Genomic DNA, 23,494 nt, shown 5'->3' on the forward strand with positions numbered 1-23,494 from the left:
GGTCCGGCGGGGCAGGTCGGAAACCCCGCCGGGTCAGCCGTAGATCAGATCGGGCAACCACGTCACCAGCGCCGGGAACAGGTACAGGATCACCACCCCCAGGCACAGCAGCAGGAAGAACGGGAACGCCGCCGCCGCCACCCGACCCAGCGACGCACCCGTCAGGCTTTGCAGCAGGTAGAGGTTGAACCCCACGGGCGGGGTGATCTGGCCCAGTTCGATCATCACCACCAGAAAGATGCCGAACCAGATCGGGTCGATCCCGCTGGCCAGCACCACCGGCATGGTGATCGGCAAGCTCATCACCGTGATCGACGTCCCGTCAAGAAACAACCCGAGGAAGATGTAGAACCCGGCCAGCATCAGGATCAGTTGCAGGCTGGTGGGGTCCAGCGCGGTGATGATCTCGGCAATCGACTGGGGCAGGCGCACATAGCTCATGGAGGACGCGAGGACCGCCGCGCAGACGATCAGCGACACGATCATCGCCGACATGCGCACAGCGTTCTGAAGCGAATTGTAGATCACGCCCGGCGACAGCTGACCCATCAGCAGGGTGATGACCATGGTCGCCGCCAGCCCGATTGCCGCCGCCTCGGACGGGGTGGCCAGGCCGGAGTAGATCGCACCCAGAATGATCGCCATCAGCGCGATGATCGGCAGTAGCTTGACCAGTGCGCGCAGGTAATCGCGGGCGGTATAGGTCACGGGCTCTGCCGGGGCGAGGGCAGGGTTCGCAATGGTCCGCGCCGCGATGTAGCTGCTGTAGAGAAAGGCCATCAGCAGGCCGGGGATGATGCCGGCGGCAAACAGGCGAATGATCGAAACCTCGGCCATGACGCCGTAGATGATCAGGATGATCGATGGCGGGATCATCAGCCCCAGCGTCCCCGCGCCGGCCAGCGAACCCATGGTCAGAGACTTGTCATAGCCCCGGCCGATCAGCTCGTTCACCGTGATCCGGCCCACGGTGGTTGTGGTGGCCGCGCTGGACCCGGAGACGGCAGCGAACATCGTCGAGCCCAGAACCGAGGTATGCAGCAACCGTCCGGGGATCCAGGCGACGAAAGGCGACAGCCCCTCGAAGATCATGCGCGACAGGCGGGTGTGGATCAGCAATTCACCCATCCAGATGAACAACGGAATGGCCGACAACTCCCAGCCCATGCCGTTGCGTGCCACGACAGTGGCGGCGATGGACCCGATCTTGGACAGCGGGAAATCGGCGATGATGACCTGAGAGGCCAACCCCACCAGCAGCAGCGAGGACATGATCCACAGCCCGCCCCCCAACGACAGCAGCAGCAGGCCGAAGACGATCAGCGTAATTTCGATATGGCTCATGCGGGGGTCAATCCAATGTCTCGGGGGCGGTGAGGGCCTTGGCGATCACCCCGGTGAGTTGCAGGCAGAAGATCCCGATCCCGGCGATGATCACCGCCTGCGGGATCCACACCGGCACCTCCAGCACGGAGATGGAGGTGGTGCCGCGCGCATGATTGCGCAGCGCCAGCTTGGCCAGATAATACAGCAGAAAGCCGAAGATCGTCAGGGTCAGCGTGGCGTTCACGATTTCCACCGCAGCCCTTGCCCGGCCCGACAGGCGCACCAGCAGCAGGTTCAGCCGCAGCAGCACCTTGTGATCCAACGCGGAGCCGAGGCCAAGGAATGTCATTGCCGCGACTTCGTAGCCGACGAATTCATCCATCACGAAGGTCGAGGTCTGGAAGACCGCCCGCAACAGGATTTCCAGCAGGATATGAAGCGCCATCGCCAGTACGGCCAGCATGGCAATCTGCGCCGCCACCCAGGACAGGGCGCTGGTCAGACGGGTGTAACGGGTCAGGGCGGTGTGCATCGTCTCTCCTGTCTGCGCCTGCCCCCGGGGTGGGGGCAGGCGGGCCGGGGATTACTCGGCGGCGCGGTAGGCGTCCAGCAGGGCCTGGCCCTGGTCGCCGGATTTCTCCAGCCAATCCTGCATCGCGGTACCGGAGGAGGCTTTCAGCGTCTCCATCACCTCGGGGGAGACGTCGCGATCCACCTTCACACCCAGTTCGGCCAGGTCGTCATAGGTGCTGGCCAGACGTTCCTCCAGCTTGCCCCAGATGAAGTCCGACGTCTCGGCGGCGGCCTGGCGAATGGCGGCCTGCTCTTCCTCGGTCAGATTTTCCAGCGCCATGGCGTTCATGTGCACGACGTTGACGGGGATCACGTAATCCAGCGCCGTGTATTGCGGCAGGAAATCCCCCAGCGAAATGTTGGTCCCGCCCTCGGCGGAGGAGATGACGGCATCCAGCGCATTGGTGGACAGCTGCGGCACGATATCGGCCCAGCTGACCTGAAGCGGGTTGGCACCCGCGGCCTTGAACGCCTGCATCGCGGTCACGTCGGGCACGCGCACCTTCATCTCCGCCAGGTCGGCGGCGCCGGTCAGCGCCTCGTTGGTCCAGATGCCCGACGGCGGCCAGGGCAGGGTGAACAGATAGACCTGATCGGCCTTGGCGAAGATCTCGTCATAGGCGGGGCGCAGCACGGTTTCCAGTTTCAGCGCCTCGTCCTTGGACGTGGTCAGGAAGGGCAGGGAGGGCATGGAGAACACCGGATCGATCCCCGACAGCTGCCCGATATAGGTGTCGGCGATGTCGATGGCGCCATCGGTGACGGCGTCGAAATGGTCGATGGATTTGAACCCCAGGGACCCGCCGGGGTAGTAGTTGATCGTCACCGATCCTTCCGTCAGCTCGGCCACGCGGTCGATGAAGAACTCATCGGCCACGGCAGCGAAGGTCGTTGCCTGGTATTCATTGGCCAGGTTCAGCGTGGTCTGGGCCAGCGCCGGGCCGGCCAGAGTGGCAAGGGCCAGGGCGCCAAGAGTGGTACGGGGGGCAAGGGTCATGTGGGTCTCTCCTGTTCAGGCGGGTTCGTTGTTGCGGTCGGGTTGGGGCATGGCCCCGGACCGGAGGGTCAATTCGGTGCGCAGCGCGGCGCGGGCGGGTTCGGTCAGGATCTCCTGCGCCAGCGCCACGCGGTCGGGCGTGTAATGGCCGGCCACGTCCAGCAGGTTGATCGTGGCGCGCAGCGTGCCATCCAGCGTGATCGGCAGGTTCAGCACCGAGGCACAGCCCAACGAGGCGATCAGCGCGTGATCGGCAAAGACCTCCGCCAGCCCGGCGGCGTCATTGGCGACAAAGGGCACCTGTCGCCGCACGGCGGTGTCGTACCAAAGGTTGTCGCGCAGCGCGATGACGCCGGAGACAGGATAGGCCTGCGGCATGTTGGAATGGATGCGCTGTCCGGCGCGGCTCTGGTCCACCAGCTCCATCACCGTGAACAGCCGCGCCCCGATGACCTGCTGGGCCAGCGCCTGCAATGCCGCATAGGCCTGTCCGGGCGCGGTCACCCGGCTGAGCCTCTGTCCAAATGCATCGACTGCGATGTCGGTATCGCTGCGCGCGCCGTCGAGTTCGCGCAGCATCGCGCATGCGGCGGCGCGGGTCTGGGTGATCACCCCGGCGCGCCATTCCGGGTTCCGGCAGATCAGCGCGCGGTAGAGATCGGCCTTGATCGCAGCCGCCTGCGCGGGCGTCGCGTCGTGATGGCGCAGCCAATTGTCCCCGCGCAGGGCGGTCAGAACCTGGGGGAATTCGCGGGTGCCGAATTCCAGGATGATCTTGATCGCCGGATCGGTCGCGGGCACGTGGTCGGCCAGATCGCAGACGCAGCCGCCGATCCCGGCCCATTCCGCACCTTCGACCGCCGGGCGGTCCAGGCGGATCAACTCTCCCCAGCCTTTCGGCCCGACGCCGGTGTGGATGTCCAGCACCGCCAGCCGCGTTGCCCCCGCGCCGTGTTGGCTGAGCAGCTCTTGCAGGGTCTGCACTGTCCAGCCCACCGTCCGGCCGCCATAGAACAACCCTTCGGGATGATCGTACTGGCCTTTCAGCACCTCCTGGGTGAGGGCGCGCAGGCCATTGCGGGCAATGAAATCGGCGATTTCGGCCTCGGCGCGGGCACGGGCGGGGCCGTCCCAATCCGCCGGGCACAGGGCCGAATGCAGCGCGTCATAGGCGGTGTTGCGCGGGGCAAGGGCGAGATCGCGGCGGACGTTGCGGTTGGGGTCTATGTTGTTTTCATCGGTGCGCGAAAGATGCGCGCCGCCATGGGCATTGACCGCGTGGATCAACACGATCGCGCAATCCGCAGGCCGCGCCCCGGGCAGGGTCTGCATCAGGTCCAACTGGGCGATGGCCCCGGCCTCCAGTTCGGTCCCGTGGACGCCGGCCAGCACGAACAGGACATGGCGCGGCCGATCCGGTCCCAGTCGCGCGACATCCACGCCGAATTCCAGCCCCGCCGCGCCAGTCAGCGGATGCGGCAGGTGGTCCAGTGTCCAGCCCTGTGCCTGCGCCGCCGCGCGGAAGGCCGTGCGGCTGCTGCGGTAGAGTTCGTGGAAATCCTGCGGCGTTTCGGTCACTTCGGTCTGCTCCCCTGACGTGGCAGGCAATCTCGAGGAGCAGGGATCATATATCAATACATATTACCTTAAGAGGTATAACCATATGTGATTGATCTCAGAACAGGCCGTTGTCATTGGCGGACCCCTCGGTGATCACCTGTAACACATCCCAATGTTCGACGATCTTGCCCGCCGCATCGAACCGAAAGATGTCGATCCCGGCATAATCATTGCTGCCCGGCCAGACCTGATGGCAATGCAGGACGACCAGATCATCCTGTGCGACGGTCCGTTTGAACGTTACGGATTTGCCGGGATAATCCGCCGCCATTCGGTCGAAATAGTCGATAAAGGCCTGTTTTCCGTCGCCAACATGGGGGTTGTGCTGGATGTACTCCGCACCCGCATATCGCGCGATTGCCTCTCGTGGGCGGCATTGGTTGAACATCATGTCGTAGAAGGCGCGCGCGTTGGCTGTGTTCTCTTCGGGGGTCGGGGCGGTGAGGGTCATGAGAGGCTCCGTTCCTGGGGGACTTGTGGCGCAATACGTATACAATGGATACCAAGTATCAATTACGCACTTAAAAGGAACCAGATATGCTGAACCTCACCGCCCTGTCGGCCGAAGACGCGGCGCATTGCCCGATCCGTCAGGTTTTGTCCAAGGTGACCGGTAAATGGCAAATGCTGATCCTGTTCGCGCTGGAGGACGGCGCACTGCGATTCGGCGCGCTGAAACGGACCATCGGGGATATCACGCAACGCGTCCTGACCGACAATCTGCGCGGGCTGGAGCGGGACGGCTACCTGACCCGGACAGTGGAGGCCGGGCCGCCGCTGGCGGTGTTCTACACCCTGACTGACATCGGGCGAGAATTGATGAACCTCTTGAAACACCTTGCAGACTGGGCCGCCCGAAACCATGCCACCATCGCGGCGCGTCGGGCGGCAGATGGGGGGGAGGCGACTGGCGGTACGTCATCCTGACATGCCGCCGCGGCCCTGACGCAGGTCTACAGCCCCTCCAACAGTGCGCGGGTCGTGGGCATCCGGTCCAGGCTGGCGGCGATGCGACGGCGCCAGATTGGACCTTTTTCCTGTGCTGCGGCATAGGCGTCGGCCAACTCGATCGGGCGTTCCTCCGCCAAAACCCGGATCAGGAAGGCGGCCTGCGCGCGGTCTTTCTCGGCCTTGGCGCTATCGGCACCGTCGCGGCGGCGGTCGGCGACGATCAGCTTGTGAATCGCGAACCGTTCGGGGCGCGGCACTTGCACCAGCGCGCCGTAGCGATAGAGGAACGGCACCTGGATCGGTTCGGCGATCAGGTAGTTCAGATGGTGCAGCCCCTGGGCGCTGACCCCCAGGGCGGGCAGGGGGCGCAGCCCCTCCTGCGCGTCGAACGACGGGGTCAGGAATTCGACCATGGTCTGCCGGTCCGTCTGCCGCCAACGCCAGACATGCCGTGCGTCCAGCGAGGGGACCGGCGCAAATTTCAGGTCGTGGAATACATCGGCCAGCGGCGTGTCCACGCGATCCTCCAGAACGATGGACAGCCGTTCGAAACTGGCGATGTCGATATCGTCGGTCAGGGCGGCGGCGTCGAAGCCGATGCGCGTCCCCAATTCCCCTTCGTAGCACAAGAAGGCGTTGGTCCCGACCAGCGTCCCGCCCAGCCGGAACACCCCGGTGCGGGCCATGGCAGTGACGATCTGGCCGGTGTTTACATCCGCCGTGCGCAGCCCTTCGGCCCGCAGGATGCGCATCAGGCGGGCGCGCTCCCTTTCGCGTGCCTTGTCCTGGGCGGCCAGTTCTTTCTGGCGGTCCAACCGCTGGCGCAGCTCTGCGCTGTCTTCGCCGATGTAGCGGTCGATGGTGCGGCTGCCCATGCGGTAGTGATCGTACCAATATTGCCGCGCGCCGACGGTCTTGCGCTTGGGCGTTCCGATCACGCCCGAGACGGTGCCGTCCTTCAGGTTGCGCAACAGGTCGATCCAGGCGCTGCGTGCGACTTGCGACAGATGATTCACAGAACTACCCCACGAAAATAAATCCGTGGGGTAGGTGTAGGGGATCTGCTGTTGCACCACAAGGAATTTTCCGTGGGGTAGGGGTGGAGAGGCCCGTGGTTGGCGCCGACAGCGAATGCGCCGAACCGCGCGAGAGGAACGCGGGAGGGCCAACGGGAAGCTTGCATTTGGTTATGTTATAACATAACAAGCCTCCAGCTCCCAAAGAGCCATCGCGCAGCTCAGCCAGGCGGGAGACCGTGCAAACTGCCACTGCGCCACCGTAAGCCCATGCAACGAAAGGTATCCATCCCATGAAAGACACCCGCCTTCCCGTCACCGTCCTGTCCGGCTTTCTCGGGGCGGGAAAGACGACGCTGCTCAATCGCGTGTTGAACAACCGCGAGGGGCGTCGCGTCGCTGTGATCGTCAACGACATGTCCGAAGTGAACATCGACGCCGACCTGGTGCGCGCCGATACCGAGCTGTCGCGCACGGACGAGACATTGGTGGAGATGTCCAACGGCTGCATCTGCTGCACCCTGCGCGATGATCTGCTGGAGGAGGTGCGCAGCCTCGCCGACCAGGGGCGCTTCGATTACCTGCTGATCGAATCGACCGGCATTTCCGAGCCACTGCCAGTTGCCGCCACCTTCGATTTCCGCGACGAATCCGGGGCCAGCCTGTCGGATGTCTCGCGCCTCGACACCATGGTGACGGTGGTCGACGCGGTAAACCTGCTGAACGATTATTCCAGTCACGATTTCCTGCGCGACCGGGGCGAAACCCAGGGCGAGGACGACGAGCGCACCCTGGTCAACTTGCTGGTGGAGCAGATCGAGTTCGCCGACGTGGTGGTTCTGAACAAGGTCGCGGATGCCGGGCCGGACCGCACGGATGCGGCGCGCAAGATCATCCGCAGCCTGAACGCGGATGCGCGCATCGTGGAAACCAACCATTCCGACGTTGCCAGCGCAGAGATCCTCGACACCGGGTTGTTCGACTTCGAGAAGGCGCATGAGCATCCGATGTGGGCCAAGGAGCTGTACGGATTTGCCGAACATGTCCCGGAGACAGAGGAATACGGCGTCGCCAGCTATGTCTACCGGGCGCGGCGGCCCTTTGTGCCGGAACAGATCATGGCGGTGCTGAACGGTGACCTGCCCGGTGTGATCCGGGCCAAGGGGCATTTCTGGATCGCCACCCGCTCCGAATGGGTGGCGGAATTCTCGCTTGCCGGGGCGCTGTCCTCGGTCACGCCGCTGGGGACGTGGTGGGCTGCGGTCCCGAAGGCACGCTGGCCGGATCACGACGGCGCCCGGAGCTATCTGAAATCGCATTGGCAGGAGCCCTGGGGCGATCGGCGGCAGGAGATCGTCTTTATCGGGGCGGGTATCGACTGGCCTGCGTTGAAGGCCCGGCTGGATGCGGCGCTGCTGCCGCAGGTGGCGGCCTCCGGGCCTGATGCCCTGCCGGATCTGCCGGACCCGTTCCCGGCGTGGCGCCGGGCCGAGGCGGCGGCGTAACCCAATCGCCGCGCCCTGCGCCGGTTGCGCGGAATGCCTGTCGCGGACCCGCGTGGCGCGGCTTTGGCGCACGGGGGCCAGGCTGCGCCAGGGCCATTGCGGGACGGGCCAGACAGCCGGCACCTACAGAAGACCGATGCGTGACCGCGCAGATTGCGATCTGCGCGGCGCGCCGGGTGGCGGAACCTGTATCCCGAAGGCACAGACCCCTTCGGCAGCAGTAGTCCGACAGGTGGCCGGAACCGGTGGGCGCCATTCAATTTATCATTTCATGAAGTCACGAATCTTTTACATTGAGCGACTAACAGGGGCGCGAGCTACCCACATTGACAGAAGGATATCTGCTCATGCGTACCCCCGCCCTTACCGCTCTTGCGCTGGTTCTGCCCGGTCTTGCCCTCGCGCAGGACGCCGTTCAGGTCGACGGTTCGTCCACCGTCTTCCCCGTCTCCGAAGCCTTTGCCGAAGAATACCAGATTGCCACCGGCAACCGTGTCGTGGTGGGTGTGTCCGGCACCGGCGGCGGGTTCAAGAAATTCTGCCGCGGCGAAACCAGCTTCTCCGGCGCGTCCCGCCCGATCAAGACCGAAGAGGCCGAGCTTTGCGCCGAAAACGGCATCGAGTTCCTTGAGATGCCCGTCGCGATGGACGCTCTGGCTGTCATTGTGAACCCGGAAAATCCGCTGACCTGCATGAGCGTCGAAGAGCTGAAGACCGCTTATGAGACCGAGGCGCAAGGCAAGATCGACAACTGGAACCAGTTGAACGCCGATTACCCCGACCAGACGCTGACCCTGTTCGGCGCGGGCACGGATTCCGGCACCTATGACTACTTCACCTTTGCCGTGATCGGCGAAGAGGGCGCATCGCGCGGCGATTTCACCGCGACCGAAGACGACAACATCACCATCCAGGGCGTGTCCACCGACCCCGACGCCATCGGCTTTCTGGGCCTGGCCTATGTGGAGGAGAACCGTGGCCGCGTGAAGCCGCTGGAGATTTCCTACAACGGCGGCGAATGCGTCGAACCCTCCACCGACAATGCCGCATCCGGCACCTACCAGCCGCTGACCCGCCCCCTGTTCATGTATGTCAACAAGGCGCACCTGGACGAGAAGCAGAACGTCGAAGACTTCGCCAAGTTCTTCTTCGACCCGGCCCATGCCATCGATCTGGTCGCCTCCACCGGCTACCTGGCACTGCCCGAAGCGGCTTTCACCGCTGCGGAAGAGAAGATTGCCGCGCGCAAGACCGGCTCCTTCTTTGATGGTGGCTCCAAGGTTGGCGTGACGCCTGCCGACCTGCTGGCCGCAAACTAAGCCCCCCCTGCGAACTGGCGGTGGGACTTCGGACCCACCGCCCCCTTTTCGGCCAAGCGAGGTCATCGTGTCCGACACTTCCATTCCAACTTCGGCAGAGCTGATCCGCAGCGGCTTTGTCCGCCGCAGGCGCTGGATCGCGCGTGGCATGAAGATCTTCCTGTTCCTTTGCGCGGCGCTGTCGGTCTTTGTGACCACCGCCATCGTCTTTGTCCTGCTGCGCGACTCCTGGGGCTTTTTCGTCAACGTGCCGTTGTTCGACTTCCTCTTCGGTACGATGTGGACCCCGGTGTTCGCCAATCCCCAATTCGGCGTCCTGCCATTGCTGACGGCGACGTTGCAGACCGCCGGGCTCGCCATGATCATCGCCGTCCCCTTCGGCCTGATCATGGCGGTCTACCTCAGCGAATATGCGCGCCCCGCCGTACGCGAAACAATCAAACCCGCGCTGGAGATGCTGGAGGCCGTGCCAACCGTGGTCTACGGCTATTTCGCGCTTCTGGTCATGACGCCATTCCTGCAAGGGATCATCCCCGGCCTGAAGGGGATCAACCTGCTGGTCCCGGGCATCATCCTGGGCATCATGATCCTGCCCTATGTCGTTTCCGTCAGCGAGGACGCGATGCGCGCGGTGCCCAACAGCCTGCGCGAAGGCGGCTACGGGCTGGGCATGGCCAAATGGCAGGTCGCCACCCGCATCGTCATTCCGGGCGCCTTTTCCGGTATCACCGCAGCCTTCATCCTGGGCATGTCCCGCGCGGTGGGGGAGACCATGGTACTGGCGGTCGCCGCAGGTCAGAACCCGAACCTGACCTGGGACCCGCGCGAGGGCGCGGCCACGATCACCGCCTACATCGTGCAGATGAGCCTGGGCGACGTCTCGCATGGCTCTGTCGCATACCAGTCGATCTTTGCCGTCGGGCTGGTGCTGTTCGTGATCACGCTGGGGTTCAACATCATCGGTTTCTACCTGCGCCGCAAATTCCGCGAGGCCTATTGAGATGACCACCACGACACAGGGAACCCTCGGCACCGCCGTGAAGACCGACCAGCAGGCCTTTGACGCTGTCCGCCGGGCCAAGCGCAAGGACATCCTGTTCGCGACCGGCGGGCTGGTGGTCATGGCCATCGCGATGACGCTGCTGCTGACGCTGATCGGGGATCTGGTCATCCGAGGCGCCGGGCGGATCTCCTACGACTTCATGACCAGCTACCCCTCCCGGTTGCCGCAGCGCGCGGGGATCCTGTCGGCCTGGGTCGGCTCTCTCCTCGTGATCCTGGTGACAGCGGTCCTGGCGATCCCCATCGGCATCGGCGCCGGCCTCTACCTGGAGGAATACGCCCGCAAGGGATGGTTGTCGAACTTCATCGAGATCAACGTATCCAACCTGGCGGGCGTGCCGTCGATCATCTACGGGCTGCTGGCGCTTGGCCTGTTCGTTTACGGCTTCAGTTTCGGCAAGACGATCCTGGTCGCGGGCATGACGCTTGCGCTGTTGATCCTGCCGATCGTCATCGTCTCCACTCGGGAGGCGGTTCGGGCCATTCCCCGCATCATCAAGGAAGGCGCCTATGGGCTGGGTGCGGATCAATGGCAGGTGATGTGGTCCTACATCATTCCCGCCGCCCGCCCCGGCATCCTGACCGGTGCCATCGTGGGGCTGAGCCGCGCGATCGGCGAGACGGCCCCGATCATCACCATCGGCGCGCTGACCTTCATCGCCTTTCTGCCGCCGCCGCCGGTCAGCGCAGAGTTCCCCTTCATCTCCTTTGCCTGGCTGAACGACGGCTTCACCGTGCTGCCGATCCAGATGTTCAACTGGCTGTCCCGGCCGCAGGCAGACTTTCACATCGCCGCCGCCGCCACGGGCGTGGTGCTGATCGCGTTGACATTCACGCTCAACGGGATCGCCATCTGGATCCGGTACCGGCTGCGCCAAGGCTACAGGAACTGACCCATGACCGAGACGAACATTTTCATGGACGAGATATCCAAAGACAAGACCCCGGCCGAAGCACGGACCACCACGGAATCGGAAGCGCCCCCCGCGATCAGACCGGCAGCCGAACGCGACCCGCTGCGCGCCCGGATCGAAGATTTCAGCTTTTTCTACAGCAACGGCTTCCAGGCGATCAAACATGTCGACATGCCGATCCTGGACCGCAAGATCACCGCGATCATCGGCCCGTCCGGCTGCGGCAAGTCCACCTTGCTGCGCAGCCTGAACCGGATGCATGATCTCTATCCCGGCAACCGTTACGAGGGCCGGGTGATCCTGGAACCGGAGGGAGAGAACCTGATCGGCCCGGAGGCCGACCCGGTGCTGGTGCGTCTGCGTGTGGGCATGGTGTTCCAGAAGCCGAACCCGTTCCCCAAGTCGATCTACGAGAACGTTGCCGCCGGACTGCGGGTGCGCGGTATCCGCAAGCGCGCGGTGATTGACGAGGCGGTGGAAACCGCCCTGCGCCGCGCGGCCATCTGGGACGAGGTGAAGGACAAGCTGCACGGTTCTGCCTATGACCTGTCGGGGGGACAGCAACAACGGCTGTGCATCGCCCGTGGCCTGGCGCCGAACCCGGAAATCCTGCTGCTGGACGAGCCGACCTCGGCGCTGGACCCCATCGCGACGGCCAAGGTCGAGGACCTGGTGCAGGAGCTGTCCGAGACAGTGACCATCGTCATCGTGACCCACAACATGCAGCAGGCGGCGCGGATCTCGCACCGGACGGCCTTCATGTACATGGGGGAGGCGATGGAATTCGGGGACACCAACCAGATCTTCACCAGCCCGAAACATCCCCGGACCGAAAGTTACATCACCGGGCGCTACGGGTGAGTGGCGCCAATGACGTCCAATCCCCACCTGTTGAAATCCTTCGACGCGGCCTTTGCCGACCTGCTTGACGCCTTTCGTCGCATGGGCAAGCTGACGGCCGAGAATTGCACGTTGGCCACCAACGCCTATCTCGACGCCGACGAGATACGCGCGCTGGAGGCGGTCAACCGCGACCTCGACATCGACGCGGCCTTTGAACAGCTGCGCGCCGATTGTTTCGACTTGCTGCTGCGGTTTCAGCCCATGGCCCGTGATCTGCGGCTGGTGATGGGCATCGAACACGCGGTGGGGAACCTTGAGCGGGCGGGCGACCACGCCAAGAACATCGCCCGGCATGTGATCGCGGCCCCGGGCCTGACACTCCGCCCCGAAGAGGCCCGGCAGATCGCGGATATGGCCGGTCTTGTCGTGCGTACGCTGGACCAGGCCGTGATCGCGATGGTGGAGCACGCCACCGAAGCCGCCAAGCAGGTGATCACCACCGATACACGCGTGGACGCCTACAAGGATGCGATCCTGGACGGGGTGATGGTGACCCTGCGCCAGCATCCGGCGCAGGCACGGCAGCATGTCGGGCGCCTGTTCGTGGCCACGGCACTGGAACGGATCGGGGACCATGCGACCAACCTGGCCGAAGAAGTGCTGTTCGTGTCGCGCGGCATGCCCCCGGGCGCGACGCGCTCGGGGCAGGATCTGTCATGAGCTGGGCGCTGAAGACCGGTCCCAGCGTCAGCTTGCTGGAATTCGACGACATCCTGCTGGAGGTCGATTGCCTGCGCATTCGGCGCGGAGGGGTGGCCGTTCATGTCGCCTCGACCGAGTTTCAGTTGCTGGCCACGTTGATCGAATGCCCCGGCACGGTCTGGCACCGCACGGCCCTGGTCCACCGGATCTGGGGACAGGACGCCGAGATCGATCGCCGGACCGTGGATGTCCACGTGGCGCGTCTGCGCAAGGCCCTGGGCCAGACGGACAACAAGTACCCTATCCGTACGGTCCGCGGTGTGGGCTACGCCCTGGGCTGATCCGGGGGGCTGCTTGTCACCGTGGCGCGCGGCTGGCGGGGCGTTGCAAAAAGTGCTAGACGCATCGGGCAGGGTGCGGCGGCCACGGTCGGTCGTCAGATAGCCCTGATCCTGCGGCATCATTCAGGCACGAAACCGGTAAGACGTGAACGAAAAGGCGAACATCGCGGCGCTTGCTGCCCTTGCGCACCCCGGCCGCATGTCGGTCTTTCGCCTTCTGGCGCGGCGTACCCCCGATACGGTCCCGGCCGGAGAGATGACCGCCGCGCTGGACCTCAAGCCCAGCACGCTTTCGGTCTATCTGGGCATTCTGACGCGGGCCGGGCTGATCCAGCAGACACGCCGGGGACGGTCGCTCCACTACGGCATTGATCTTGCCCTCACGGCTTCCCTGATCGAATATCTTGTGAACGATTGTTGCCGGGGTCGGCCGGAACTTCTGACCGCCCTGTTGTCCGAGGGCCAGAAGGACATTCCCGCCACCCGGTCGAAGACATTCAACGTCCTGTTTGTCTGCACCGGAAATTCCACGCGCTCGATCTTTGCCGAGGCTATTCTGAAAGCCGAGGGCGGTGACAGGTTTCAGGCCTTCTCCTGCGGGACGAACCCGCGTGAGACACTCAAGCCGATGGCTGTCGAGGTGCTGCTTTCCAAGGGGCATGACGCGGCGCAATTCCACCCGAAGGGTCTCGACATCTTTCATGACGGCACGGCCCCGCGCATGGATTTCGTCTTTACCGTCTGCGATCACGCCGCAAACGAGGAATGCCCGCCCTTGTCGGGCCAGCCGGTCACCGCCCATTGGGGAATGCCGGACCCCAGCAGGACCACGGGCGGAGAGGCGGAGCGCGCGCTGGCCTTTCTGCAAGCCTATGCCACGATGGAGCGCCGGTTGAAGGCCTTTGTCTCGCTGCCTTTCGCGTCGCTTTCCCGGATTTCCCTGCAACGGGAACTGGACGACATCGGACAGGTGCTGGAAGGGGCATAGCCCCGACCGGTCGCACCATGGCTGACGCGGTTGCGGGCCATGCCAGCGTTCACCGCATGGCGGCTGTCGATCACGGCTGACCAGTCACCCCGGAAAATTGCTGATCCGAAGCGAGGCGTGAGGGATCGTGCCGCGTTCCGGCATGGATCCCCCGGTTTCAGAGAATCGCGGCGAACGCCGTGCGACGCGTGGCGCCTGCTTTCCTGGCGGAGCTTCTGGGCTGGCCGCTTGACAAGCCTGTCGGTCTGCCGGATTGTCCGACAAATAATTTCCGGCGCTCCGCGTCGTCCGCAGTCGCAGGAGCAGTGACCCTTGCCCGACCTCGCCATCCAGCCGTTCAAGCCGCGACCGGCCTATCAGGCGATCTTTGCGGAATTGCAGCGCTATATCATGTCGGGGATCCTGAAGCCGGGTGACCCGTTGCCCACCGAAACCGACCTGGCAGAGCGGTTCGCGGTCAACCGCTCCACCGTCCGGGAGAGCATCCGGCAGCTGGAAGCCGAAGGGCTGGTGGTCCGTGAAAGCCGCAAACGGCTGGTCGTGTCGGTGCCCAGCTCGGGCGACCTTGCGCCGCGTGTCACCCGCGCCATGGTGATGAACGAGGTCACGTTCCAGGAACTGGTGGACGTGGCGATGGTCCTGGAACCGATGGCCGCGGAAATGGCCGCCCACCGCGCCACCCCGGCGGAGATCTCCGCGCTGGAGGATAATCTGATCGAACTGGAACAGGCGATCGCCTCCGGGGGCGACACGGTGGAGGTGGACCTGCGCTTTCACGCGTTGCTGGCTGAATGCACCCATAACCGCGTGCTGTTCCTGTCGCGGGAGCCGGTCAGCCTGCTGCTGTTCCGCTCCTTCGAGGTCATCCGCCCCCGGATCGCCCAAGCCTCCGCCCGGAACCTGACGGCACATCGGCACATCGTGGATCTGGTGAAGGCCGGCGATGCGCCCGGCGCGCGCCGGTGGATGGAGCGGCACCTGAAGGATTTCGAACGCGGCTGGGCGTTGGCCGGTATGCAGCCCGACGCCCGCATCGACCCGACGATCACCTATGAGCCCGACAGCTGAACCGGGCTCGGCCCGGTTTCCGGCGGGCCGGCCCTACCGGCATTCGCAGCCCATGCGGGACAAGAGAGATGACATGCACTTCGCGGCCTGGCCGCAACGGAATGAGGAGACTGAGATGGAAGTGAACGGACTGGCCGCAATCGTGACTGGCGGGGCCTCGGGCCTGGGCGGCGCGACGGTGGAGATGCTGACCGGCGCCGGGGCCAAGGTCGCGATTTTCGACATGAACGCCGAGGCCGGAGAGGCCAGGGCCAGGGCCACCGGCGCCGTGTTCTTCAAGGTCGATGTCACTGACGAAAGCGCGGTGGAGGAGGCTATCGCCCAGGCGGAGGGGCTGCACGGCAAGGCCCGCATCCTGGTCAATTGCGCCGGCATCGCCCCGCCGGCCAAGGTCGTCTCCCGCGAGGGAGAGGCTCTGCCGCTGGCGGCGTTCGCCAAGGTGGTTCAGATCAACCTGATCGGAACGTTCAACGTTCTGTCGAAATTCGCCGCCGCTCTGCATGGCACCGAAAGACCGGGCGAAGAGGCCGGGGTGATCATCAACACCGCCTCCGTCGCGGCCTTCGACGGGCAGATCGGGCAGGCGGCCTATGCCGCGTCCAAGGGCGGTGTCGCGGGCATGACTCTGCCCATCGCGCGGGAACTTGCCCGCCATGGCATCCGCGTGATGACCATCGCGCCGGGACTCTTCCTGACCCCGATGCTGGAGGGCCTGCCGCAGGAGGCCCAGGACAGCCTGGGCGCACAGGCGCCGTTTCCCAGTCGCCTGGGCGCGCCCGGAGAATACGCGAACCTGGTTGCCGCCATCATCGACAATCCCATGCTGAACGGCGAGACGATCCGCCTGGACGGCGCGATCCGAATGGCTCCGAAATGACAGATTTTCTTGACAATTCCCGGATCTCGCCCCGCGCGCAGGAAATTGCCGCGCGGGTGGAAACCTTCGTCCGCGACACCGTCGCCCCCTATGAGCACGACCCACGCTGCGGCGATCACGGCCCTTCGGACGCGCTGGTGACAGAGCTGCGAGGCCTCGCACGGGAGGCCGGGGTGCTGACGCCGCATATCCTGCCCGACGGGGATCACCTGACGCATCTGGAAACGGCGGCGGTTCTGATGCGGTCCGGCCTGTCGCCCCTGGGTCCGATTGCGGTCAATACCGCTGCGCCGGACGAGGGCAACATGTTCCTGCTGGGCCATGTCGGATCGCCGGAGATGAAGGAACGGTTCCTTACCCCGTTGGTCCGGGGCGACATGCGCTCGGCCTTTTTCATGACCGAACCGGCGGCGGAGAACGGCGCCGGGTCCGATCCGATGATGATGCAGACCACCTGCCGCCCCGACGGCAACCATTGGGTGATCAACGGGCGCAAGACCTATATCACCGGGGCCGAGGGGGCGGGCATGGGCATCGTCATGGCGAAATCCGATGACGGCGCCTGCATGTTCCTGGTCGACCTGCCGAATCCGGCCATCCGCATCGACCGGGTGATGGACACGATCGACAGCTCCATGCCCGGCGGCCATGCCGAAATCACCATCGACAACCTGCGCGTGCCCGCGGACCAGATGCTGGGGCAAAGCGGTGAGGGCTTCCGCTATGCCCAGATCCGTCTGGCCCCGGCGCGGCTCACCCATTGCATGCGCTGGCTGGGCGCCTGTCTGCGTGCCCACGAGATCGCCACCGATTACGCCAATCGGCGCCACGCCTTCGGCAAGGCGCTGATCGACCACGAGGGCGTCGGCTTCATGCTGGCGGAAAACCAGATCGACCTGCGGCAGGCCGAACAGATGATCTACTGGTGCGCGGGCGTGCTGGATACCGGCGCGCAGGGCACCACCGAAAGCTCCATGGCCAAGGTCGCGGTATCCGAGGCGCTGATGCGCATCGCCGACCGCTGCGTGCAGGTGATGGGCGGGCAGGGCGTCACCCGCGACACCATCGTGGAACAGGTCTTCCGGGAGGTCCGGGCCTTCCGCATCTACGACGGCCCGACGGAGGTCCATAAATGGAGCCTGGCCAAGCGGATCAAGCGCAGCTGGACCAAGGCGCAGGAGGCCTCATGACCGACCGCGCAACGGCGGGATCGACCACGGGTGGCGGGGACAGTCCCGCCACCGGCGCGGCGGCGAACCAGGGCGCCGGCGCGGTGCGTGACGGTTTCCACTTTGACGAGGGGCGGCTGGCGGATTGGATGGCGCAGCATGTGGACGGGTTTCGCGGTCCGCTGGAGGTGACGCAGTTCCGCGGCGGCCAATCGAACCCGACCTATCGGCTGATTACACCCGGCAAATCCTACGTCCTGCGGCGCAAGCCGCCGGGCCGGGTCGCCCATGGCGCCCATGCCGTCGATCGGGAGGCCCGGGTGCAGCAGGCACTGGCCACCGTCGATTTCCCTGTCGCGCGCATTCATGCGCTGTGCACCGACGACAGCGTCATCGGCAGCTGGTTCTACGTCATGGACATGGTGGAGGGGCGGATCTTCTGGGATGCGACCCTGCCCGAGGTACCGCAGACCGACCGCACCGCCTATTACAACGAGATGAACAGCGTGCTGTCGCGTCTGCACCGGGTCGATCTGGATGCTGTGGGGCTGGAAGACTACGGGCGCCGGGGCGATTTCGTCCGCCGCCAGATCGCGCGCTGGACCAAAAGCTATCACGCCGATCCCGATGCGGGTCGCGACGCTGGCATGGACGCGCTGATCGAATGGCTGCCCGGTGCCGTTCCGCAGGAGGACGAGACCGCCTTGATCCACGGCGATTACCGCTGTGACAATCTGGTCTTTCACCCGCAGGAGCCGCGCGTTCTGGCGGTTCTGGATTGGGAATTGTCCACCCTGGGCCACCCGGTCGCGGATTTTGCCTATCACGCGATGATGTATCGGATGCCGCCCGATATCGTGGCGGGACTGGGTGGCAGCGATCCCCGCGCGCTTGGCCTGCCGGACGAAGACGCCTACCTGACCGCCTATTGCCGCAACACCGGGCGCGCGGCCATTCCCGATTACAATTTCTACATCGCGTTCAACCTCTTCCGCCTGGCGGCGATTTTCCATGGGATCAAGGGGCGGGCCATGCGCGGCAATGCCGCCTCTGCCCATGCGCAGGAACGGGCCAAGGCGTTTCCTCGGTTGGTGGAACTGGCACTGGACGCCGCAAAGGATTGCAGATGACCGACAGCCTGACGATCGAGCGCGACGGCGCGGTGGCGCGGTTGGTGCTGAACCGCCCCGACAAAGGCAACGCGCTGGACCAGCCACTGGCCGATGCGCTGGCCGAGGCGGCGCTGTCCGTCGCCACCGACCGGGCCGTCCGGGCCGTGGTCCTGACCGGCGCCGGACGGCTGTTCTGTGCCGGTGGCGATGTCGATACCTTTGCCGAAGCGGGGGATCACGTGTCGGCGTTTCTCACCCGGCTGGCGGGTGTGGTGCACGTGGCCCTGGGCCATTTCGCCACGATGGACAAACCCTTGATCACGCTGGTCAATGGCCCTGCGGCGGGCGCGGGCCTCAGCCTTGCGATTTCCGGCGACGTGGTGCTGGCTGCTCCCGATGCGCATTTCACCCCGGCCTATCTGGGTATAGGGCTGACGCCGGACGGCGGGATGACATGGCTGCTGCCGCGCCTTGTGGGGATGCGCCGCGCACAGGAAATGATCCTGACCAACACCCGCGTCGGGGCGGAGGAGGCGGCCCGGATCGGCCTGATCTCCCGCGTGGTCGACGACGGCACGCTGGAGGAGGAGGGCGCCCGCATCGCCGACCGGATGGCGCGGGGCGCCGTGGGCGCGATGGGGCAGGCGCGGCGGTTGCTGCATGCCTCCCACGCCACCGGCTTTGCCCAGCAGATGGAAGCGGAGACCCGCGCCATCGCCGCCGCCGGGGCGGGTGCAGAAGGGCGCGAAGGCGTCAGCGCCTACCTGGCCGGACGCAAACCCGATTTCGTGAATGGAGGAGACCATGACTGAAGCCTATATCGTCGACAGCATTCGCACCGCCGGTGGCCGCCGTGACGGCGCGCTGAGGGATTGGCACCCCGCCGATCTGGGCGGAGAGATCCTGAACGCGCTGGTCGATCGCACCGGCATCGACCCGGCTGCGGTGGATGACGTGATCGTGGGATGCGTCACGCAGGCCGGGCAACAGGCCTTTGCCTTTGGGCGCAATTGCGTGCTGGCATCGAACCTGCCGCAAAGCGTGCCGGCGGTGACCATCGACCGGCAATGCGGCAGCTCGCAACAATCCATCCAGTTCGCCGCGCAGGCCGTCATGTCCGGCACGCAGGATGTGGTGATCGCCATGGGCGTCGAAAGCATGACGCGTGTGCCGATGTTCTCCAACGTGACGCTGCACCGGAAGGCGGGCCTGGGCGGTCCGTTCAGCGATCGGATCGGTGCGCGCTATGGCACCACGGAGTTCAGCCAGTTCAAAGGCGCGGAGATGATCGCGCGGAAACACGGCCTTGACCGGGAGACACTGGACCGGTTCGCCCTTGAAAGCCATCGCCGCGCCCAGACCGCGACCGAGGCGGGCGCCTTTGCCGAAGAAATCCTGCCGCTGGCTGTCGGGGACGGGCTGCATGATCGCGACGAGGGGATCCGCGCCGATGCGTCCCTTGACGGGATTTCCGCCGTTCGCACGCTTGAAGATGGCGGCATGATCACGGCCGCCAATGCCTCGCAGATCTGCGACGGCGCGGCGGGCGTGATGATCGTGTCGGAGGCGGCGCTGAAACGCCACGGGCTGACCCCGCGCGCGCGGATCGTGAACCTGACCGTGACCGCCGGTGACCCCGTCATCATGCTGGAGGAACCGATCCCCGCCACCGCCCGCGCGCTGGACCGGGCCGGGATGAAGATTGACGATATCGACCTTTACGAGGTGAACGAGGCCTTTGCCCCGGTGCCACTGGCCTGGCTCAAGGAAACGGGTGCAGATCCGGCCCGGTTGAACGTGAATGGCGGGGCAATCGCGCTTGGGCACCCTCTCGGCGCGAGCGGCGCGCGGCTGATGACGACATTGTTGTCAGGTCTGCGCCAGACCGGAGGCCGCTACGGTTTGCAGACCATGTGCGAGGGCGGCGGGATTGCAAATGTGACGATTGTCGAGGCCGTCTGACGAGAACCAACGCGGATTGTGCCGGTCGTGACCCGGTGCAATCCGACCTGCGGCACCGTTCGCGGGACGTGAATTCGGGCCCGGAGTTTCAGAGGCCGCGGGTCGATGCGACAGGGGAAGGTTGCACTGAATTACACGATTCAGCGGCATGATACGATCGTGGATCTTCCGAAAAGTTTCCTACGCAAAATATTGAGGATACGCCGAAATTCTTTCCTTGCTTCGCTCGAATTCCATTGAGTAACGTCGAGGTGGAGGCGCGGATATTTCCCGCGCAGGGAGGAACATCATGGCTATTTCTGGCGGACAGGCGCAATGCGTCTGCCCGGCGCCTTTGGGCGGGATACTCTCATGAGTGCGGGCAGTGTCGCAGATACCGCCGGGGCCGCGCGTGAGGCCGGCAAGCTGGAGGTCGACGGCATCACCCTGACCTTCGGCGGGGTGAAGGCGTTGCGCGATGCGTCGTTTCAGGCGGAAAAAGGCAGCATCAGCGCCCTGATCGGCCCCAATGGCGCGGGCAAGACGTCGTTGTTCAACTGCATATCGGGGTTTTATCGGCCCGCCACCGGGCGCATTCTGCTGGACGGGCAGGACCTCACCCGCATGCGCCCCCCCGCCCGCGCGGCCTTGGGGCTGGCGCGGTCGTTCCAGAATATCGCGCTGTTTCGCGGCATGACCGTGCTGGACAATATCAAGCTGGGCCGCCACGCCTACATGCGCACCAACCTGTTGCAGGCGTTTCTGTATGCCGGGCCCGCCGCGCGGGAGGAGGAAGCCCTGCGCCGCGAGGTCGAGGAGCGGATCATTGATTTCCTGGAGATCGACCACATCCGCAACCAGCCCGTCGCCGTCCTGTCCTATGGGCTGCAAAAACGGGTGGAGCTGGCCCGCGCCCTGGCCATGCGCCCGCGCGTTCTGCTGCTGGACGAACCCGTCGCCGGCATGAACCGCGAGGAGACGGAGGACATGGCCCGCTTCATCCTCGACGTGAAGGAGGAATGGGGCGTCACCATCGTGATGGTGGAGCATGACATGGGACTGGTCATGGATATCTCCGATCACGTGACCGTACTGAATTTCGGACAGGTGATTGCCAGCGGCGCGCCCGCGCAGGTGCAGAACGATCCGCTTGTCGCCGAGGCCTATCTGGGCAGTGGCGATCCGCAGGCATTGGTGGACCGGATCGAACGGGAGATGACGGCATGAGCGAATGGCTGTTCTTTCTGGAGGTCACCCTCGCCGGGCTGGGATCGGGGGCGCTACTGTCGCTGACCGCACTGGCCTATGTGCTGATCTACAAGGCGACGCGGGTGGTCAATCTGGCGGTGGGCGAGATGCTGATGCTGGGCGCCTATTTCTTCTTTTCCGTTGCCGCCGGATGGGGTCTGACCGCCTGGATCGCGCTGCCGCTTGCGGTGATCGGCGGCGGGCTGGTCGGCGCCGTGGTGGAACGCGGAATGATCCGTCCGATGCTGGGGGAAAACCCGATCTCCATCTTCATGGTGACCGTCGGGCTGGGGTCGATCCTTGTCGGCACGGTGGAATTGTTCTGGGGCACCGATCCGCGTGCCCTGCCGGCCTTCATCTCGACCAAGCCGCTGTTCCTGGGGGAGGCCTATGTCTCACGCAAGATCGCCGTGGCCTTTGTCGTGGCGGCAGCGGTGATCGGCGTGTTCCTGATGCTGTTCCGGTTCTGGCGCGGCGGCGTAGCCTTGCGCGCCACGGCGACGGACCAGGCGGCGGCCTATTCCTGCGGGATCAACGTGCCCGGTGTCTTTTCCGCCGCATGGATCATCGGCGGCGCGACGGCGGCCGGGGCAGGGGTGCTGCTGGGCGCCATCGGGGGGATTTCGCCGTCGATGGGGGTGTTCGGGCTGTCCGCGCTGGTCGTGGTGATTGTCGGGGGCCTCGATTCCGTGCTGGGCGCGCTGATCGGCGGGCTGGCCCTGGGGATGATCCAATCCTGGACCAGCACCTATCTGGGCGGCGAATACACCAGCGTCGTGACCTTTGGCATCCTGATCCTGGCGCTGATGCTGCGCCCTTATGGCCTGTTCGGCACTCACGAGATCGAAAGGCTGTGACACCATGATCATCGGCACCGCCAAGGAAACCTACCCCGCCGACGAGGCGCTGCTGACCACCCGGCCCCAACGGGTCTGGATGGTCCTGCTGCTGGCCGGGCTGCTGGTCGCGCCATTTGCCCTGTCCAACTACTGGCTGTACCTGGCATGCCTGGCGCTGATCAACGTGATCGCGGCGACGGGGCTGAACGTGCTGACCGGCTTTACCGGGCAGGTCAGCCTGGGGCAGGCGGCGTTCATGGCGGTGGGGGCCTATACCGTCGCCTACATGGAGCGCACGCTGGGCACGCCCTTTCTGCTGAACATCGCGGCGGGGGGCGCGATCGCGGCGGCCATCGGTCTGGTCGTCGGGCTGCCCAGCCTGCGGGTCAAGGGGCTGTACCTGGCGATCGCCACCATCGCGGCGTCGTTCATCCTGCATTTCGTATTCGTCAACTGGACCGCCGTGACCAACGGAAATTCCGGCGCCACGGTGCCGCCGGCGACGTTCTTTGGCATCGAGCTGGCGACCTATGGGCGGCTGTACTGGGTGATCATGCCATTTGCGGTGCTGATGGTGACAGGCGCGGCGAACCTGTTCCGAAGCCGTATCGGCCGGGCCTTCATCGCGATCCGCGACCGCGACATCTCCGCCGAGGTGCTGGGCATTCCGCTGCTGCGGTACAAGCTGATGAGCTTTGCCATCGCGTCCTTCTACGCGGGCGTGGCGGGGGGGCTCTGGGCCTATGTGTTCCGGGTGGTGACACCGGAGAGCTTTCCGTTCCTGACCTCGATCTTCCTGTTGGCGGCGATCATCGTGGGCGGCATGGGCACGATCCTGGGCGGCATCCTGGGCGCGGTCTTCATGACCCTCACGCCAGAGGTGCTGCGCGTGATCGTGGAACTGGCCTCTCCCTTCGTGCCGGATGCGGCGACGTTGCTGTCGCCGGTGCGGACCATCGTCTTCGGGGCGCTGATCGTCGGGTTTCTCATATTCGAACCGCAGGGCCTGGCCGAGATCGTGGCGCGACTGCGCCGGTTCTTTCGGCTGTGGCCGTTCCGGAACTGACAAAAACCAAGGGAGGA

24 protein-coding genes are annotated in these 23,494 nt (G+C 65.1%); 18 read left to right on the forward strand and 6 right to left on the reverse strand.

Annotated features, from left to right (window positions below):
- Positions 1 to 33: 33 nt before the first annotated feature.
- From G5A46_RS17580 to G5A46_RS17600, 5 genes are all read right to left on the reverse strand, one after another.
- Positions 34 to 1,344 carry a TRAP transporter large permease gene (locus G5A46_RS17580; RefSeq protein WP_163851701.1) on the reverse strand — a complete coding sequence of 437 codons (1,311 nt, stop codon included), beginning with the start codon at positions 1,342 to 1,344 and terminating at the stop codon, positions 34 to 36.
- A 7-nt stretch (positions 1,345 to 1,351) separates the two neighbouring features.
- Entirely contained in the window at positions 1,352 to 1,858 is a 507-nt protein-coding gene (locus G5A46_RS17585; protein WP_163851703.1) for a TRAP transporter small permease subunit, read from the reverse strand.
- A 51-nt stretch (positions 1,859 to 1,909) separates the two neighbouring features.
- The gene (locus tag G5A46_RS17590) at positions 1,910 to 2,896 is read right to left on the reverse strand and encodes a TRAP transporter substrate-binding protein (protein ID WP_163851705.1); all 987 of its coding nucleotides are present in this window, start codon (positions 2,894 to 2,896) and stop codon (positions 1,910 to 1,912) included.
- 15 nt (positions 2,897 to 2,911) lie between these two features.
- A complete protein-coding gene (locus G5A46_RS17595; protein ID WP_163851707.1) occupies positions 2,912 to 4,474 on the reverse strand; it encodes a DUF2817 domain-containing protein in 1,563 nt (520 codons plus the stop codon).
- Between the two features lie 97 nt (positions 4,475 to 4,571).
- A complete protein-coding gene (locus tag G5A46_RS17600) occupies positions 4,572 to 4,967 on the reverse strand; it encodes a nuclear transport factor 2 family protein (protein WP_163851709.1) in 396 nt (131 codons plus the stop codon).
- 86 nt (positions 4,968 to 5,053) lie between these two features.
- Between G5A46_RS17600 and G5A46_RS17605 the strand changes: the two genes are divergently transcribed.
- Positions 5,054 to 5,443: a winged helix-turn-helix transcriptional regulator gene (locus tag G5A46_RS17605; RefSeq protein ID WP_163851710.1), complete on the forward strand. Its 390-nt coding sequence runs from the start codon at positions 5,054 to 5,056 to the stop codon at positions 5,441 to 5,443.
- A gap of 26 nt (positions 5,444 to 5,469) precedes the next feature.
- Here G5A46_RS17605 and G5A46_RS17610 read toward each other — a convergent pair whose 3' ends face one another.
- A complete protein-coding gene (locus tag G5A46_RS17610; protein ID WP_163851712.1) occupies positions 5,470 to 6,483 on the reverse strand; it encodes a nucleotidyltransferase family protein in 1,014 nt (337 codons plus the stop codon).
- A gap of 293 nt (positions 6,484 to 6,776) precedes the next feature.
- On the opposite strand from G5A46_RS17610, the gene G5A46_RS17615 reads away from it, so the two are divergent.
- The 17 genes from G5A46_RS17615 to G5A46_RS17695 all read left to right on the forward strand — a co-directional run bounded on the left by G5A46_RS17615 (position 6,777) and on the right by G5A46_RS17695 (position 23,477).
- Positions 6,777 to 7,988 carry a GTP-binding protein gene (locus tag G5A46_RS17615; protein WP_163851714.1) on the forward strand — a complete coding sequence of 404 codons (1,212 nt, stop codon included), beginning with the start codon at positions 6,777 to 6,779 and terminating at the stop codon, positions 7,986 to 7,988.
- Positions 7,989 to 8,335: 347 nt separating this feature from the next.
- Entirely contained in the window at positions 8,336 to 9,307 is a 972-nt protein-coding gene (locus G5A46_RS17620) for a PstS family phosphate ABC transporter substrate-binding protein (RefSeq protein ID WP_163851716.1), read from the forward strand.
- Between the two features lie 67 nt (positions 9,308 to 9,374).
- The gene (gene pstC, locus G5A46_RS17625) at positions 9,375 to 10,307 is read left to right on the forward strand and encodes a phosphate ABC transporter permease subunit PstC (protein ID WP_204318794.1); all 933 of its coding nucleotides are present in this window, start codon (positions 9,375 to 9,377) and stop codon (positions 10,305 to 10,307) included.
- 1 nt (position 10,308) lies between these two features.
- Positions 10,309 to 11,262 carry a phosphate ABC transporter permease PstA gene (gene pstA, locus G5A46_RS17630; protein WP_163851718.1) on the forward strand — a complete coding sequence of 318 codons (954 nt, stop codon included), beginning with the start codon at positions 10,309 to 10,311 and terminating at the stop codon, positions 11,260 to 11,262.
- 3 nt (positions 11,263 to 11,265) lie between these two features.
- Positions 11,266 to 12,144, forward strand: a complete 879-nt coding sequence (gene pstB / locus G5A46_RS17635; RefSeq protein WP_239521077.1) for a phosphate ABC transporter ATP-binding protein PstB — start codon at positions 11,266 to 11,268, stop codon at positions 12,142 to 12,144.
- A 9-nt stretch (positions 12,145 to 12,153) separates the two neighbouring features.
- Positions 12,154 to 12,846: a phosphate signaling complex protein PhoU gene (gene phoU, locus G5A46_RS17640; protein ID WP_163851720.1), complete on the forward strand. Its 693-nt coding sequence runs from the start codon at positions 12,154 to 12,156 to the stop codon at positions 12,844 to 12,846.
- Complete coding sequence (locus G5A46_RS17645; RefSeq protein WP_163851722.1) at positions 12,843 to 13,169, forward strand: winged helix-turn-helix domain-containing protein; 327 nt, start codon at positions 12,843 to 12,845, stop codon at positions 13,167 to 13,169. The genes phoU and G5A46_RS17645 overlap by 4 nt, the downstream gene beginning before the upstream one ends.
- Before the next feature lie 145 nt (positions 13,170 to 13,314).
- Positions 13,315 to 14,157, forward strand: a complete 843-nt coding sequence (locus tag G5A46_RS17650) for an arsenate reductase/protein-tyrosine-phosphatase family protein (RefSeq protein WP_239521078.1) — start codon at positions 13,315 to 13,317, stop codon at positions 14,155 to 14,157.
- Between the two features lie 312 nt (positions 14,158 to 14,469).
- Positions 14,470 to 15,225 (forward strand): FadR/GntR family transcriptional regulator, encoded by a 756-nt coding sequence (locus G5A46_RS19880; RefSeq protein WP_204318795.1) that lies wholly within the window; start codon positions 14,470 to 14,472, stop codon positions 15,223 to 15,225.
- Between the two features lie 115 nt (positions 15,226 to 15,340).
- On the forward strand, positions 15,341 to 16,102 hold the full coding sequence (locus tag G5A46_RS17660; protein WP_163851723.1) for an SDR family NAD(P)-dependent oxidoreductase: 762 nt from the start codon (positions 15,341 to 15,343) through the stop codon (positions 16,100 to 16,102).
- Positions 16,099 to 17,292: an acyl-CoA dehydrogenase family protein gene (locus G5A46_RS17665; RefSeq protein WP_163851726.1), complete on the forward strand. Its 1,194-nt coding sequence runs from the start codon at positions 16,099 to 16,101 to the stop codon at positions 17,290 to 17,292. Before G5A46_RS17660 ends, G5A46_RS17665 begins: the two co-directional genes overlap by 4 nt.
- The gene (locus G5A46_RS17670) at positions 17,289 to 18,401 is read left to right on the forward strand and encodes a phosphotransferase (RefSeq protein ID WP_163851728.1); all 1,113 of its coding nucleotides are present in this window, start codon (positions 17,289 to 17,291) and stop codon (positions 18,399 to 18,401) included. Before G5A46_RS17665 ends, G5A46_RS17670 begins: the two co-directional genes overlap by 4 nt.
- A complete protein-coding gene (locus tag G5A46_RS17675) occupies positions 18,398 to 19,195 on the forward strand; it encodes an enoyl-CoA hydratase/isomerase family protein (RefSeq protein WP_163851730.1) in 798 nt (265 codons plus the stop codon). The genes G5A46_RS17670 and G5A46_RS17675 overlap by 4 nt, the downstream gene beginning before the upstream one ends.
- Positions 19,188 to 20,345 carry an acetyl-CoA C-acetyltransferase gene (locus G5A46_RS17680; RefSeq protein ID WP_204318796.1) on the forward strand — a complete coding sequence of 386 codons (1,158 nt, stop codon included), beginning with the start codon at positions 19,188 to 19,190 and terminating at the stop codon, positions 20,343 to 20,345. Before G5A46_RS17675 ends, G5A46_RS17680 begins: the two co-directional genes overlap by 8 nt.
- Positions 20,346 to 20,696: 351 nt before the next feature.
- Positions 20,697 to 21,551: an ABC transporter ATP-binding protein gene (locus tag G5A46_RS17685; RefSeq protein ID WP_163851733.1), complete on the forward strand. Its 855-nt coding sequence runs from the start codon at positions 20,697 to 20,699 to the stop codon at positions 21,549 to 21,551.
- Positions 21,548 to 22,429, forward strand: coding sequence for a branched-chain amino acid ABC transporter permease (locus G5A46_RS17690; protein WP_163851735.1), 882 nt, complete (start codon positions 21,548 to 21,550; stop codon positions 22,427 to 22,429). The genes G5A46_RS17685 and G5A46_RS17690 overlap by 4 nt, the downstream gene beginning before the upstream one ends.
- Positions 22,430 to 22,433: 4 nt before the next feature.
- The gene (locus tag G5A46_RS17695; RefSeq protein WP_163851737.1) at positions 22,434 to 23,477 is read left to right on the forward strand and encodes a branched-chain amino acid ABC transporter permease; all 1,044 of its coding nucleotides are present in this window, start codon (positions 22,434 to 22,436) and stop codon (positions 23,475 to 23,477) included.
- The last annotated feature ends 17 nt before the right edge of the window (positions 23,478 to 23,494 follow it).

It is taken from the genome of Pseudooceanicola aestuarii, from assembly GCF_010614805.1.
In the GTDB taxonomy this organism is placed as follows: Bacteria; Pseudomonadota; Alphaproteobacteria; order Rhodobacterales; family Rhodobacteraceae; genus Pseudooceanicola; species Pseudooceanicola aestuarii.